Origin of the sequence: Arthrobacter sp. V1I9, from assembly GCF_030817075.1 — a bacterium.
In the GTDB taxonomy this organism is placed as follows: Bacteria; Actinomycetota; Actinomycetes; order Actinomycetales; family Micrococcaceae; genus Arthrobacter.
In genome coordinates, this window is record NZ_JAUSYU010000001.1 from 424066 (window position 1) to 437168 (window position 13103).

Sequence of the window (13103 nt, forward strand, 5' to 3'; positions counted from 1 at the left end):
GAGAGAGGACCAATGAAGTTCCCCGTCAGAATCGAAATCATCCCTGCCCAGGGCATCGTTGAGCAGGTCCAGGCCCTCGTGCCCGCGACCACCACGGTGAGCGTCACGTGCCTGCCGCACCACGGCATCGAGCGGACCATGCGTACCGCCGTGGAACTGTCCGACGCCGGCTATAGAGTCATTCCGCACCTCGCCGCGAGAAGTATCCGCACCCGCGCAGAGCTGACAGACATTGTCCGCGGCTGCGATGCGGCCGGAATCCGCGAGGTCTTCGTTATTGGGGGAGACCGGAAACAGCCCGCCGGAGTCTATGACTCGGCCCTTCCGGTCCTCGAGGACATCGCGCAGTACAGCAGCGGAATGATGCGCGCAGGCGTCGCCGGCTACCCCGAGGGGCACCCCCTCGTCAGCCCGGTGGACCTGCTGGACGGGCTGCTGGCCAAGCAGCACCTGGCCTCGCACGTGGTCACCCAGATGTGCTTCTCCGCCGGAAAGATCCATGACTTCGCGGCGCTCCTGCGCCGCGAAGGCGTCCACCTGCCCGTCTGGGCGGGCGTGGCGGGGTCCGTCCCGCGGACCAAGCTGGTGGCACTGTCCACGCAGATCGGCGTCGGAAGTTCCCTGAAGTTCCTGAGCCGCAAGGGCCCTCTGGCCCGCAAGCTCCTGAGCGGGGACCGCTACTCGCCGGACAGCCTGATCACCGGGCTGGAAAGCCAACCGGGCAATCTCGCCGGTATCCATCTCTACAGCTTCAACAGCCTTGAGTCCGTGCCAGCCGGCCGTGACCAGGCGACCAATTCAGCACTCCAGACAGCATTGATTCGAGGAGCAGCACGTGACAACTAACCCTGCAACGACGCACCAGGAACCGCATCTTGAGCGGCAGCTCACCAACAGGCACATCCAGCTGATCGCCATTGGCGGCGCCATCGGCACAGGCCTGTTCATGGGCTCGGGAAAAACCATCTCGGCGGCCGGACCGTCCGTCATTTTTGTCTACATGATTATCGGCTTCATGCTGTTTTTCGTTATGCGGGCCATGGGCGAACTGCTGCTGAGCAACCTGAACTACAAATCCTTCAGCGACTTCGCCGCGGACCTCCTAGGCCCCTGGGCGGGCTTCTTCACCGGCTGGACGTACTGGTTCTGCTGGGTGATCACGGGCATCGCGGACGTCATCGCCATCGCCGGTTATTCTAAGGAGCTCTGGCCGGGGCTGCCGCTGTGGATCCCGGGCTTGGCCACCGTGGCCATCCTCCTGCTCCTGAACCTGGTGACGGTGAAGGCGTTCGGCGAGACCGAGTTCTGGTTCGCCCTGATCAAGATCATCGCCATCGCTGCGCTGATCATCGTGGGCATGTTCATGATCTTCACGGGCTTCCAGTCCGACGCCGGCCCTGCCACCTTCTCGAACCTATGGAGCCATGGCGGGATGTTCCCGAACGAGTTCATGGGTTTTGTTGCCGGCTTCCAGATTGCGGTGTTCGCGTTTGTGGGCATTGAACTGGTGGGCACCACGGCTGCTGAGGCCAAGGACCCGGAGAAGAACCTGCCCAGGGCCATCAACTCCATCCCCATCCGCGTGCTGCTTTTCTACGTGGGCGCCCTCATCATCCTGATGGCTGTCACCCCGTGGACCCAGTTCCAGGCCGGCCACAGCCCGTTCATCGCTATGTTCTCCCTGGCAGGCCTCGGTGCCGCGGCCACCGTGGTGAACCTGGTGGTGCTCAGCTCGGCCATGTCCTCGGCCAACTCCGGCATCTACTCCACCTCCCGCATGGTCTACGGGCTGGCGCAGGAGGGGGATGCGCCGTCGGTCTTCCGCAACCTGTCCAACCGCAAGGTGCCGCAGAACGCCCTGTTCCTCTCCTGCGTGCTGCTGCTCTCCGGCGTCATCCTGATGTACGCGGGCCAGGACATCGGCAAGGCCTTCGAAATGGTGACCACCGTGTCCGCGGTCTGCTTCGTGTTCGTCTGGTCCATCATCCTGGCCAGCTACCTGGCCTTCCGACGCCGGCGCCCGCACCTGCACGCGGCGTCCAAGTACCGGATGCCCGGCGGCGTGGCGATGGTCTGGGTGGTGTTCGCGTTCTTCGCCTTCGTCCTGTGGGCACTGACCACGCAGCCCGACACCCTTCTGGCGCTGCTGGTCACCCCGGTGTGGTTCCTGGTGCTCGGCGCCGCCTGGCTCGTGCTGCGCCGCCGTCCTGCCCACGTGGCCCGTTTTGCGCGGTTCCAGTCGGAGCTGGCGCAGGACATGGACACTGAGGCGTCGGCCATCGGGCGTGACTTTGACGGGGTGAAGAAATGAGCACGGCACTGGATGCGCCTGTAACCGCCCCTGAACGAGGGGCCGCGACGCCGGAGCCGGCCGCCGCCGTCGAGCATGTCCTGACTGTTGACTGTGCAGAGTCGCCGGGCATCATCCACGCGGTGTCGGCATTCCTGCTGGAGCACGGCTGCGACATCATCGACATCAAGCAGTACGGGGACAAGGCACACGGGCACTTCTTTATGCGCGTGCACTTCTCTTCGGGGCCGTCAGTGTCTCCCGCCGGGCAGGAGCCACTCAGCACCGAGGACCTGCGCCGGGACTTCACGCCACTGGCAGAGCAATGGCAGATGAACTGGCAACTGGAGCCGCAGGGCCGGAAACGCCGGGTGCTGGTGATGGTGTCGAAGATGGGCCACTGCCTGAACGACCTGCTGTTCCGGGCACGGACGGGCGATATCCCGGTGGAGATCGTCGCCGTCGTCTCCAACCACCGCGACCAGGCGAGCCTGGTGGAGTGGGACGGCATCCCGTTCTTCCACGTGCCGGTCACCAAGGACACCAAGGCCGACGCCGAAGCCCGGCTTCTGGAGCTCGTGGACGAACTCGACGTGGAACTGGTGGTCCTGGCCCGCTACATGCAGGTGCTCAGCGACGAGCTCTCTGCCAAGCTCGCGGGCCGGACCATTAACATCCACCACTCGTTCCTGCCCAGCTTCAAGGGTGCCAAGCCTTACCACCAGGCCTACGAGCGGGGAGTGAAAACCGTCGGTGCCACCGCGCACTACGTGAACGCCGAGCTGGACGAGGGCCCGATCATCTCGCAGCAGGTCATCGAGGTGGATCACACGTACACCGCCGATGACCTGGTGGCGGCGGGCCGGGATGCCGAGTGCGTGGCGCTGCGTAACGCTGTCCGCTGGCACTGCGAGGGGCGGATCCTGCTGCTGGGCAACCGCACGGTCATCCTTCGGTAAAGCCATGAAGGCAAAGGGCCAGCAGTGGCGCCGGGTCTCGTGGAACGCCTTGCCGATGGGGCAGCCGGTGCGGCTTTCACAGCACGGGCTCCCCATCGGCACGGGGTTCGTAGACGCCTCGACGCCCGACGGCTCCATCATCTGGGTTGTACTCGACGGCTGGCACGAACGCCGAATGTTCCTCAAGGAGGACTATGTACAAGTGGAAATCGCGGCGTAACGGGCCTCGACCTCGAATCAGGCTGCGGCTGGAAGCGTGGGCGGTTGGTGTCACATTCCTTGTCCTGATCACGGTCACCGTTGCGCAGTCGCTCGCTTTCGGGCGCTGATGGTCCGTGGTTGACCGCACGCCGGCAACGGGCAACGATGAGGTATGACTGACTCAGCTGATATCGCCGGTGCCCCTTTTGATGATGATGACAGCGTGGGGGAGGTTGACGGCGTGGAGACTGCGGAAAGCATTGCGGAAGACGTCAAAGACGAGATCCGCCTGGGCCACGTCCAGGACGACGTGAGCCACGTGCTTGAGGAACGGTTCGACGAGGCCGGCATCAACCTGCGTCCCGAGGCTGTGGACGACCTCGCCGAAGAGATCGAAAGGGACGTGTCGAGCTAGCAGACAGTACTGACGGTGCGGGCCGGAAACGGCAGGCAACAACCTGGATCAGTGCGCTGGCCGTGTTGGGCGCATGGCTCCCAAAGCAACACCGGGGGAGCAATACCAATGATCCAGGTGGCCCGCACCTTCTTGCCCGCAAACGCACGCGGGCGACGGCGGGAAGTCCCGGCGTCGCCCGCTGCTTGGCTTAGCTGCTAGTCGTCGTAGGTGTTGGCGATGTAGACATCGCAGGGGGCGTTGTGCGCCACGCTGTTGGCGACGCTGCCCAGTAGGCGGCCGATCCCGCGCATCCTGCGGTTACCCACCACGATCAGCCGGGCGTCCAGGCGCATGGCTTCCTTGATCAGGGCATCAGCGGGCTTGCCGCGGGCAGCGGAGTGGGTGATCTCCAAGCCCGGTCCCGTGTTAGAGGCCAGCCAATTGGCGACTCTTTCGGCGCTGTCGGCGTTGGAAATCCTCACCTTGTCCGACCCGACGCCGAAAGTCTCGGCGCTTTCGGTCTCAAACGCGGTCACCACGTGGAGCGACGCTCCCAGCGACGTGGCCAGGTCCTTTGCGGCTTCCGCGGCTTTCCTGGCCGACTCGCTGCCATCAACACCTACAACAACTACTCCGCTCATGCCGTGCTCCTTTTGCTGGTATCTGTGACTAAGCGTTCCGTAGCCAGTCTAGGGAACAGGGGCCTGGAAACCCCATGTCATCTTGCGGATGGCCTCGCTTTGCACTGCGCTGAGCGCCGGGAGCTCAAAGTCGTCCCTGATAGTCCACCGGGACGTACCCTCGGCCTGGGCCTGGCGGGTGACCCTCATGCCGTCCCGCCAACGCCACCAACTACGTCAGGTTTGGCTGGTCAGCTCAGAACGGTCAAGCCGATTCCCGGACCACCAGTTCCGTGGGGATGGTGATGGCTGCCGGGCGCTTGCCGCCGATGACATCCAGGAGCAGTCGGACCATTTCCTCGCTGATCCGCTCGAAGGGCTGTCGCACAGTGGTCAGCGCGGGCGTGGAAGCGGAGGACGCGCTGATGTCATCGAAGCCGACCACGGCGACGTCCTCGGGGGTCCGCCGCCCTGCCTCGTGCAGGACTTCCATGGCGCCCAGGGCCATGAGGTCGTTGGCGGCAAAAACAGCGTCGATGCCAGGATCACGGTCCAGGAGTTCCCGCATTCCCTTCGCACCGCTCTCCTTGCTGTAGTCACCGTGGGCGATGAGGGCTTCGTTGAGGTCAGCACCCTGATCGTCGCGGTAGGCCTCCAGCCGCCGGATGCCCCCCGAAGTATCTTCGGGGCCCGTGATAGTGGCAATGCGCTGGCGGCCGGCATCCCGCAGGTACCGCAGGACGTCCCGGGCTCCTTCATAGTCATCGGCCGCCACGTAGCCCATCTTCTTTTCGAACCCGAGCGGGATTCCGCACTGATCCGCCTTGCTTCAAGCGGAGGAAAAGCAGGAGCAGCGTTAGCGGGCTTGCCGCGGCACTCCTGCAGAAGCGTTCAGCCGTCGTCCGTTCTTTCGGCTCCTCCGGTACCCTGTTGAGATGGTGCGTGGACTTGCGGACTTGGGGGCAGAGGGCATCCTGCTGGCCGGAGCAGGACGGGCCATCCTGCTGCAGCTCGCCGACCCCGCCGTGGGCCGCGGCGTCGCCGAACACAGCACCTTCACCGACCGCCCGATCAACAGGCTCACAGGCACCCTCACCTACGTCTACGCCGTCGTTTACGGCTCGGACGAACAGCTGAAGGAGGTCCGCCGCCGGGTGAACCGGGCCCACGTGCCCGTTCGCGGCGCTGCCAATGAAAACTCCGCGGGATACAACGCCTACAACGCCGACCTGCAGCTCTGGGTGACGGCGACGCTCTACGACACCGCCCTCACCATCACCGAGAAAATCTACGGACCGCTCGACGACGATGCCGCCGACGCGATGTACCGCGACTACGCGAAACTTGGCACGGCCCTGCAGCTTCCGGAGCGGATGTGGCCCGAGGACAGGGCAGCATTCCGCCGCTACTGGGACGAGCGGATCCGCACATTGCGCGCCGATGAGAACGCCGTACGCGTGGGCCGGGGGCCTCCTCTACCCGAAGCGCGCCGCGCCCTGGTACCGCGCCATCATGCCGTTCGCCAGGTTCCTCACCGCGGGTCTCCTTCCCCACCAGTTGCGCAACGACTTCGGCCTGCCCTGGAGCGACCGCCACGAGCGCCGCTTCGACCGCACCATGAAGGCCCTGGCTGCTATCTACCCGAAGCTGCCGCAGCGCATCCGGCACTGGTTCAAGAACTACTGCCTGAACCAGCTGGAAACTTCACCCCGCCAGGGAGTCATTGCGTAGTTCCCGCATAAGCCCGCCGGGCAAGATAAGCTTGCTTACTAATTCAGTTCGTGGTGGCGGGAGAGGCTCAGGAAAATGGTTGCAGGTAAGAATCTGCCGGAAGCCGGGGTGAGTGGGGAAGTCCACCAGGACCGCTTTGTTGGCGGGCAGGACCTCACTCGGTGGGATACCAAACCCGGCCAGCTCCTGGCCTCCACTGTCCAGCGGATCAGCCGGCTGCTGGGTTCACATGCGGCTTTGGTTCTCACACTTGCCGCCGGTGCCGTGTTGGCCGTTGCGCTTGCCGCGGTGTTCGCCGAGGTGTACGAATCCGTGGTCCAGGCCGACGGCGTTGCGGGGCTGGACCATCCGATCCTGGACGGCGCGAAAACGCTCAGGTCCCCGGTGCTGGACACGGTCATCACCGGTTACACGGACGTGGGCGGGACCGTGGGCATGCCCGTGCTGGCGCTGGCCATCATGATCGGGCTCGCGGTGAAACGGAAGTCCTTGACCCCGGTCATTCTGATGCTTGTTGCCGGCATCGGTTCACTCCTGATGACCATCGCCGGCAAGGAACTGGTGGGCCGGACCCGGCCGGACCTCGCAGACGCCGTGCCGCCGTACGAATACTCCGCCTCATTCCCCAGCGGCCACTCGCTGAACTCCGTGGTCATTGCGGGGATCGTCGCCTACCTGATCATCCTCCGACTCAAGTCCGCCCGCGCTCGGGTCCTGACCGGTGTGGCTGCAGGGGTCTTTGCGGCCACGATGGGGCTGAGCCGTGTTTACCTCGGGCACCACTGGCTCACCGACGTCCTGGGCGCCTGGGCGCTGGGAGCCGCGTGGTTGGCGCTGGTCATCACGGCCCACCGCCTCTACCTCACCACCCGCGTGCACCCTGCCTGATCTGCGTCCGGCAGGTGCACGCCCATCAGAGGCGCCATGATCCGCAACGCAGGTTAATGTGACTGGAGCTCCGGCTCGTACCGGTGCATGGCTCGCTGAGCATCGTCGAGTCAGCCACCAGCCGGCTCCCGCCGCTGGGGACATCAACGTGAAGGGTGCGGGCCGGACAGTGTGGGGCAGAATGTCTACATGGGGAGCAGATGTGGGGAATCAAGTGCCATCGACGATTTTGTGAGCTACTGTCTCGGCGTGCCGCGCGCCGTGCTCACTGAGCAGGCAGCGTGAGCACGCTCCTCCGCCAACGGGTGGCATTCCCCAACGCCCTGCTTCTCCTGGAAACCGAGGACGACCCCGTAGTGCCCGATATCGACGGCATCGCGAACAAGTGGGAGACGCCGAGCATGCTGGCCATAGCTGTCCAACACGATGTTGACGGCGAGGTGGACCTGCGGATAGCGACGGCAGCGCCGGATTCAGGCCTGGTGCTCCTCTTCGAAGGAACATTGCTCACCAGCCGGCGGCTGGTTAAGCTCATCACCGTTTACCTTGACCCGATTGCCAGCATCAGGACCTTGACCGAGGACGTGCAGTTTCGGGTGTGGGGTGACCACCCTCGGGAGCCGGAAAAAATCATCATCGAGTGCCTGGACCTAGTGGAAGTGGAGGCGGCGTGAAGCACCTTGATGAGCTGGAAGAACACTACACTTCGGTGGTCGGCGCCGAGCCTGAGTTCGGCACCATGACCTCGACGGAAGGCACCACGGTGGGGATCTTCAGATGGCCCAAGGGATCCTCGAGGATGGAGGTTAACTTCTACGCTTCGGCCGGCATCAGTGTTCCTGGTCCTGCAGGCCGCAGCCACTCACATACGGTGGAAGTTTTTTGCGGGGTGAACCATGACTCCCCACAGATGCTCGAGGCCTTTGCAAATTTAGTTTCGAACATGGTCTGCAGCGACACCCCGCACCCGGCCCGCCACGGAGTATTCGTCGCAGGCGACTGGGAAGTCATCGAAGGCCGCAGGTTCACTGGCTGGGTTCTGACGGAGCGCGCGGATGACCTGTTACCCGACCTGCAGCTGAAAGACGGACGCCACGTAACCTTCCTCGACGCCTTGCCGGTTTTCCCGGAGGAAGCCGAGTTCCGGTACGGCAACCGGGCCGACGAACTGCTGGGTATGTGGGAGGAATGGGAAGTTAAATCCTGGGACCTGGACCGGGAGCTCCACCCGAGCCTCAGGAAGAGCAAAGCCTCAAGGCTGGTGGCTGCCCTCAGGAGACGTCGCCGGTAAGGCACGCAGCTATGTGTGCAGGGCGAAAAAGTACAAACACGCGGTGAATGGTCGCGGGAACAGCAACTGAGGGGAAACAAGGTGCATAAATCAGTGCTTACGGCAGCTGTTATCGGGACAAGCATTCTGCTCGCGGGCTGCACACCAGCCCCGCCACCCGCGCCTACCGCCAGCAGTTCCCCTGCTCCCAGTACTTCGGCGCCGGCCACCTCGGCCCCGGCATCCCCTACGCCATCCACCGGAGCCTCAAGCACTGCGGCAGCCACCATCAGCGGCACGCCGCAGCCGGTGGCAACGGGCCTTGCCGCGCCTTGGTCCGTGGTGTTCCGCAACGGGACGCCGCTGGTCAGCGAACGGAACAGCGGGCGCATCCTCGAACTTGCCCCGGATGGCTCGGCACGTCCCATCGGAACCGTAGAGGGGGTGGATGCCAGGGGAGAATCAGGGCTTCTGGGCCTTGCCGTTGGAAGCGGGGGAGACCTCTACGTGTATTCGACGGCGGCTGGCGGCAACCGCGTCCAGCGCTTCGCGGTGAGCGGCGAGCCCGGTTCCCTGTCGCTGGGGCAGCCGGACACGCTCCTGGAGGGCATTCCGGCTGCGAGCATCCACGACGGCGGCCGGCTCGCCTTTGGCCCCGACGGCATGCTGTACGTGGCCGCCGGCGACGCGAGCCAGCGTGACAGCGCCCAGGACCGGAACTCCCTTGCCGGCAAAATCCTCCGGATGACTCCTGACGGACAGGCTCCGGCCGACAACCCCTTCCCGGGCTCCCTCGTTTACAGCTACGGGCACCGGAACCCGCAGGGCATGGCGTGGGCAGCGGACGGGACGATGTTCGCTACTGAGTTCGGGCAAAACACCTGGGACGAGTTGAACATCATCACGCCGGGCGCAAATTACGGTTGGCCGATTGTTGAAGGAATCGCGGACAGGGAAGGCTTCGTGAACCCGGTGCAGCAATGGCAGCCGACGTCTGCCAGTCCCAGCGGCATGGCATACTCCGGCGGAACCCTGTTCATTGCCAACCTGCGGGGACAAGTTCTGCGGTCGGTGCCGCGTCTCTGACCCCACCACCTCCACGGACCACTACAGCCGCGAATACGGCCGGATCCGCGACGTAACAGTGTCTCCGGACGGGGCACTGTGGTTCGTCACCAACAACACGGACGGCCGCGGCGACCCCGGCCCTGAGGACGACCGGATCCTCGAAGTCCCTCTGGCCCGGGGATAACCCCCGTCGCCGGCTAGCCCCGGGCGCCGGCCAGGGCCAGCTCCACGATGTTTTCGGTGACGGCCCAGGAGGCGAGGAGCTTGAGGGCCTCTTCAGAGGGGCTGCCGGGGGTTGCCGGGTAGACCGTGAGTGAGTGCCCGGGATCCTCTTCGAGCCCCAGGACCTGGTAGTTCAGTTCCAGCAGTCCCACCACGGGGTGCTGGAAAAACTTTGTACCGGCGTAGTGGCGGCGGACGTTGTGCGCAGCCCAGCGGGTACGGAAATCATCGCTGCGCATGGAGAGCTCTCCAATAAGTTCGGCGATGCCCTTGTCGTGGGGGCTGCGGCCGGCCTCGCGGCGCAGGATGGCCACGTTGGTGTTCGCCGCCCGCTCCCAGTCCGTGTAGAAGTTGTGGGCACGTGGGTCCAGGAAGATGAACCGGGAATGGTTCGCCGGCCGGGCCGTGCTGCGGTACATATCGGAGTACAAGGCATAGCCCAAGGTGTTGGCAGCGACAATGTCCATTCGGTTGTTTCCGATGAAGGCAGGCGCCCCGGTGATGGTGTCCAGGAGGAACTGAAGCTCGGGCCGCACCCCTGCAGGGACAGGTGCCGTAGCCCGCTTTCGGCCTGACGTGTTGGCGGTGCGCGCGAGGTCGTAGAGGTGGTCATGCTCAGCCCGGTCCAGCTCCAAGGCACGGGCAATGGCGTCCAGGACACTGTCCGAGACACCTGTCAGGTTTCCGCGCTCCAGCCGGGTGTAGTAGTCCACGCTGACGCCGGCCAGCCGGGCCACTTCCTCACGCCGCAGCCCCGGCACCCGGCGCCGGCCGCCGTACGGTTCCAGCCCTGCCTGTTCGGGGGTGATGCGTCCGCGGCGGGTTGAGAGGAACTGACGTACCTCGGCTCGGTTATCCATACAGACACGTTACGACGGATCCGAAAGGCGCTGGGAGGCTCTGCCATAACCAGTTACAGCAGGGCCCTCGCTAGGTCTGACGGCTGTGGGTTTGATGGAAGTATTCCCTTTCAGCCAACCGGATGGAGTACCAACGCATGCGCGGAACCGTCAGTACCGCCGACATCGTCGCACCCATTGCAGGGCTGGGCGGCTCGGATACGGCGGTCCCCATGGCGCTGCTCATGATCGGCGGAGCGCTGCTGTCCCTGTTCGACTCCTGGTCCTGGCCCGCCCGCATGCAAACCGCGCGGGCCGATGACCCGAACATCCTCGCCAAATAGAACCACACCCTGCGAATGCAACAAAGTGCTGCTCTTTGGGTAAATAGCCGGAGGAAAGGAACCACCATGAACATTGAACGGCGCCCGTACGGCCCTGGGCTGAGCCCCTAACATCATCGACGACGAGTACGAAGGCCGCCAAGGGTAGGACTGCCAGAACCAGTTACAACAGGGCCCCCGCTACAGGCCCCTGATGCCGGGCTGGCCATCTTCCACCCCGGTAGCATTTAAGAAATCCCCCAAAAACCACAGGAGAACCATGACTACCGTCAAGGCCTATGCATCCCCGTCCGCTACAGAGGACCTTATTGCAACCACCATCGAGCGCCGCGAAGTCGGTCCGCACGATGTCCTGATCGAGATCAAGTTCGCCGGCATCTGCCACTCGGACATCCACACGGTGCGCGGCGACTGGGGCCCGCAGCAGTACCCACTGGTGCCCGGGCACGAGATTGCCGGCATCGTCACCGAGGTGGGCTCCGCCGTCACCAAGCACGCCGTTGGCGACCGCGTCGGCGTCGGCTGCATGGTCAATTCCTGCAAGGAGTGTGCCAACTGCCTGAAGGGCGAGGAGCAGTACTGCCTCAAGGGCAACGTTGGAACGTACGGCGCTGTTGACCGCGACGGCACCATCACCCAGGGCGGCTACTCCAGCCACGTCGTCGTGACCGAAGACTTCGTGGTGCGCATTCCGGAAGGCATCGAGCTCGATGCCGCAGCCCCGCTGCTCTGCGCCGGGATCACCACCTACTCCCCGTTGCGCCACTGGGGTGCCGGACCCGGCAAGAAGGTGGCCGTCGTCGGCCTTGGCGGGCTCGGCCACATGGCCGTAAAACTCGCCCATGCCATGGGCGCAGAGGTGACCGTCCTGTCCCAGTCCCTGAAGAAGCAGGAAGACGGGCTGCGCCTCGGCGCCGACGCCTACTACGCCACCAGCGACGAGAACACCTTCAAGGACCTCGCCGGTACCTTTGACTTGATCATCAACACTGTCAGCGCATCGATCGACATCAGCTCCTACCTGCAGCTGCTGGCCCTCGACGGCGCACTGGTGAACGTCGGCGCACCCGCCGAGCCGCTCCCGGTCAACGCCTTCGCACTGATCGGCGGCCGCCGCTCCTTTGCCGGTTCCATGATCGGCGGCATCCGCGAAACGCAGGAAATGCTGGACTTCTGCGCCGAGCACCAGCTCGCCGCCGAGATCGAGGTCATCCCGGCCGAGAAGATTAACGACGCGTACGAGCGGGTTCTCGCCTCGGACGTCCGCTACCGCTTCGTAATCGATACCGCCACCCTCTAATAACAAAACGCGTTCGACGGCGGCCGGCTCCCCAGGGGGCGGGCCGCCGCCGTGCTTAACAGCCCAAAGCTTTTCTGTTATTCGGCACAACGGTTCGGCGCCAATCAGCGGCGGCCGGTCCCGAAACCTGCCGGCGGTTCCACAATTGGAGGACAAGTTTTCTGACCTCCGGGAGGGTGAAATGCGTAGGTCCGGCGGGCTGCTACCCGCGATGACTCTGGTTGCTGTTGTACTTGCAGGGTGCGGTTCGCAGGCGGGCCCGCCGACGGCGACAAGCACCTCGCCCGGCGCCTCCGCGTCACCGGATGCGACGGCGACCCTGACTGCGCCGACTGCGTCGCCGGCAGATTCTTCCCCGCCAGCCACAGCCCCGGACACGAGTGCCCCTGCCACCACCAACGCCAGCGGCTCCTGGGTGACGTTTACGACGGCGGACGGGCAACTCGCGTTTGACCTGCCCGCTGCCTGGAGCGTGACAGACCCTGCAGGGGAACTGCCAGAAGGCGGCGGGGCGTTCGCCGAAGTCACGAATAGGGCCGGAAAGCCGATGGCTGCTCTCCGCACCAACATGGCCATTGGTTCAACCTGCCTCGAGAAGTACCCGTATGCAGAGCTGGAAACCCAGGAGCTGCCCGCGCTGGCCCAGAACGGGACATCGCCCCGCTTTGTTTTCGAGACCCGCGGCGACGACAGCGCTCCCGGGCCGGCCGATACCCCGGCGGCGGCCTACGGCATCACGTCCGTTCCCGCGCCTACCGGTGATTCGGCGTGCCCAATTGTCCACTTCTTCACCTGGCCACCCACCTCCGCGATGTTCGGTGCGTTCTACAACCCGGACAACAACGTGACCCCTGGTGCCGAGAACCTGCCGTACCTGGAACAGGCCCGCCGATACATGAACACGCCGGAGTACCAAAACATCAGGCGGATGATCACGTCGCTCCGGCCGGCGGGGTAAGGATTGACCGAAGCAC

Annotated in this window: 17 protein-coding genes and 1 pseudogene; 14 read left to right on the top strand and 4 right to left on the bottom strand. The window is 64.7% G+C overall.

Annotation, left to right across the window (positions count from 1 at the left end):
• Positions 1–12: 12 nt before the first annotated feature.
• The 5 genes from QFZ70_RS01960 to QFZ70_RS01980 all read left to right on the top strand — a co-directional run bounded on the left by QFZ70_RS01960 (position 13) and on the right by QFZ70_RS01980 (position 3865).
• Positions 13–846 (top strand): methylenetetrahydrofolate reductase, encoded by an 834-nt coding sequence (locus QFZ70_RS01960; protein WP_307093846.1) that lies wholly within the window; start codon positions 13–15, stop codon positions 844–846.
• Positions 836–2311, top strand: coding sequence for a D-serine/D-alanine/glycine transporter (gene cycA, locus QFZ70_RS01965; protein ID WP_307093847.1), 1476 nt, complete (start codon positions 836–838; stop codon positions 2309–2311). The genes QFZ70_RS01960 and cycA overlap by 11 nt, the downstream gene beginning before the upstream one ends.
• Positions 2308–3249 (top strand): formyltetrahydrofolate deformylase, encoded by a 942-nt coding sequence (gene purU, locus QFZ70_RS01970; RefSeq protein WP_307093848.1) that lies wholly within the window; start codon positions 2308–2310, stop codon positions 3247–3249. The genes cycA and purU overlap by 4 nt, the downstream gene beginning before the upstream one ends.
• A gap of 4 nt (positions 3250–3253) precedes the next feature.
• Positions 3254–3469 carry a hypothetical protein gene (locus tag QFZ70_RS01975; RefSeq protein ID WP_307093849.1) on the top strand — a complete coding sequence of 72 codons (216 nt, stop codon included), beginning with the start codon at positions 3254–3256 and terminating at the stop codon, positions 3467–3469.
• A gap of 153 nt (positions 3470–3622) precedes the next feature.
• Positions 3623–3865 carry a hypothetical protein gene (locus QFZ70_RS01980; RefSeq protein WP_307093850.1) on the top strand — a complete coding sequence of 81 codons (243 nt, stop codon included), beginning with the start codon at positions 3623–3625 and terminating at the stop codon, positions 3863–3865.
• A gap of 197 nt (positions 3866–4062) precedes the next feature.
• Here the strand turns inward: QFZ70_RS01980 and QFZ70_RS01985 are convergent, their stop codons facing one another.
• From QFZ70_RS01985 to QFZ70_RS01995, 3 genes are read right to left on the bottom strand one after another with little or no spacing between them, the layout of a single operon-like run.
• Positions 4063–4488: a universal stress protein gene (locus QFZ70_RS01985; RefSeq protein ID WP_307093851.1), complete on the bottom strand. Its 426-nt coding sequence runs from the start codon at positions 4486–4488 to the stop codon at positions 4063–4065.
• Between the two features lie 48 nt (positions 4489–4536).
• Positions 4537–4677: a hypothetical protein gene (locus QFZ70_RS01990; protein WP_307093852.1), complete on the bottom strand. Its 141-nt coding sequence runs from the start codon at positions 4675–4677 to the stop codon at positions 4537–4539.
• Between the two features lie 55 nt (positions 4678–4732).
• Positions 4733–5242 carry a LacI family DNA-binding transcriptional regulator gene (locus QFZ70_RS01995; RefSeq protein ID WP_307093853.1) on the bottom strand — a complete coding sequence of 170 codons (510 nt, stop codon included), beginning with the start codon at positions 5240–5242 and terminating at the stop codon, positions 4733–4735.
• Between the two features lie 160 nt (positions 5243–5402).
• Here QFZ70_RS01995 and QFZ70_RS02000 point away from each other — a divergent pair.
• From QFZ70_RS02000 to QFZ70_RS18915, 6 genes and pseudogenes are all read left to right on the top strand, one after another.
• Positions 5403–6198 (top strand): annotated as a pseudogene (locus QFZ70_RS02000) (oxygenase MpaB family protein).
• A gap of 75 nt (positions 6199–6273) precedes the next feature.
• A complete protein-coding gene (locus QFZ70_RS02005; protein WP_307093854.1) occupies positions 6274–7086 on the top strand; it encodes a phosphatase PAP2 family protein in 813 nt (270 codons plus the stop codon).
• Between the two features lie 281 nt (positions 7087–7367).
• Positions 7368–7760, top strand: a complete 393-nt coding sequence (locus QFZ70_RS02010; protein ID WP_307093855.1) for a hypothetical protein — start codon at positions 7368–7370, stop codon at positions 7758–7760.
• Positions 7757–8377, top strand: a complete 621-nt coding sequence (locus QFZ70_RS02015; protein ID WP_307093856.1) for a suppressor of fused domain protein — start codon at positions 7757–7759, stop codon at positions 8375–8377. Before QFZ70_RS02010 ends, QFZ70_RS02015 begins: the two co-directional genes overlap by 4 nt.
• Positions 8378–8470: 93 nt before the next feature.
• The gene (locus tag QFZ70_RS02020) at positions 8471–9442 is read left to right on the top strand and encodes a sorbosone dehydrogenase family protein (RefSeq protein WP_373461508.1); all 972 of its coding nucleotides are present in this window, start codon (positions 8471–8473) and stop codon (positions 9440–9442) included.
• Positions 9396–9608: a PQQ-dependent sugar dehydrogenase gene (locus QFZ70_RS18915; RefSeq protein WP_373461509.1), complete on the top strand. Its 213-nt coding sequence runs from the start codon at positions 9396–9398 to the stop codon at positions 9606–9608. The genes QFZ70_RS02020 and QFZ70_RS18915 overlap by 47 nt, the downstream gene beginning before the upstream one ends.
• A gap of 13 nt (positions 9609–9621) precedes the next feature.
• Here the strand turns inward: QFZ70_RS18915 and QFZ70_RS02025 are convergent, their stop codons facing one another.
• Positions 9622–10506 carry a helix-turn-helix transcriptional regulator gene (locus QFZ70_RS02025; RefSeq protein WP_307093857.1) on the bottom strand — a complete coding sequence of 295 codons (885 nt, stop codon included), beginning with the start codon at positions 10504–10506 and terminating at the stop codon, positions 9622–9624.
• A 137-nt stretch (positions 10507–10643) separates the two neighbouring features.
• On the opposite strand from QFZ70_RS02025, the gene QFZ70_RS02030 reads away from it, so the two are divergent.
• The 3 genes from QFZ70_RS02030 (at position 10644) to QFZ70_RS02040 (ending at position 13087) form a co-directional block, all read left to right on the top strand.
• Positions 10644–10829, top strand: coding sequence for a hypothetical protein (locus QFZ70_RS02030; RefSeq protein ID WP_307093858.1), 186 nt, complete (start codon positions 10644–10646; stop codon positions 10827–10829).
• Between the two features lie 259 nt (positions 10830–11088).
• Positions 11089–12129 (top strand): NAD(P)-dependent alcohol dehydrogenase, encoded by a 1041-nt coding sequence (locus QFZ70_RS02035; RefSeq protein WP_307093859.1) that lies wholly within the window; start codon positions 11089–11091, stop codon positions 12127–12129.
• A gap of 181 nt (positions 12130–12310) precedes the next feature.
• On the top strand, positions 12311–13087 hold the full coding sequence (locus QFZ70_RS02040; protein WP_307093860.1) for a hypothetical protein: 777 nt from the start codon (positions 12311–12313) through the stop codon (positions 13085–13087).
• Positions 13088–13103: the final 16 nt, after the last annotated feature.

Excerpts from the sequence above, each read along its gene's own strand:
- QFZ70_RS02040 (WP_307093860.1), top strand. The coding sequence starts at position 12,311 with ATGCGTAGGTCCGGCGGGCTGCTACCCGCGATGACTCTGGTTGCTGTT.
- QFZ70_RS01980 (WP_307093850.1), top strand. The coding sequence starts at position 3,623 with ATGACTGACTCAGCTGATATCGCCGGTGCCCCTTTTGATGATGATGAC.
- purU (WP_307093848.1), top strand. The coding sequence starts at position 2,308 with ATGAGCACGGCACTGGATGCGCCTGTAACCGCCCCTGAACGAGGGGCC.
- QFZ70_RS02030 (WP_307093858.1), top strand. The coding sequence starts at position 10,644 with ATGCGCGGAACCGTCAGTACCGCCGACATCGTCGCACCCATTGCAGGG.
- QFZ70_RS02005 (WP_307093854.1), top strand. The coding sequence starts at position 6,274 with ATGGTTGCAGGTAAGAATCTGCCGGAAGCCGGGGTGAGTGGGGAAGTC.
- QFZ70_RS01990 (WP_307093852.1), bottom strand. The coding sequence starts at position 4,677 with ATGAGGGTCACCCGCCAGGCCCAGGCCGAGGGTACGTCCCGGTGGACT.
- QFZ70_RS01985 (WP_307093851.1), bottom strand. The coding sequence starts at position 4,488 with ATGAGCGGAGTAGTTGTTGTAGGTGTTGATGGCAGCGAGTCGGCCAGG.
- QFZ70_RS01975 (WP_307093849.1), top strand. The coding sequence starts at position 3,254 with ATGAAGGCAAAGGGCCAGCAGTGGCGCCGGGTCTCGTGGAACGCCTTG.
- QFZ70_RS01960 (WP_307093846.1), top strand. The coding sequence starts at position 13 with ATGAAGTTCCCCGTCAGAATCGAAATCATCCCTGCCCAGGGCATCGTT.
- QFZ70_RS02035 (WP_307093859.1), top strand. The coding sequence starts at position 11,089 with ATGACTACCGTCAAGGCCTATGCATCCCCGTCCGCTACAGAGGACCTT.
- QFZ70_RS02025 (WP_307093857.1), bottom strand. The coding sequence starts at position 10,506 with ATGGATAACCGAGCCGAGGTACGTCAGTTCCTCTCAACCCGCCGCGGA.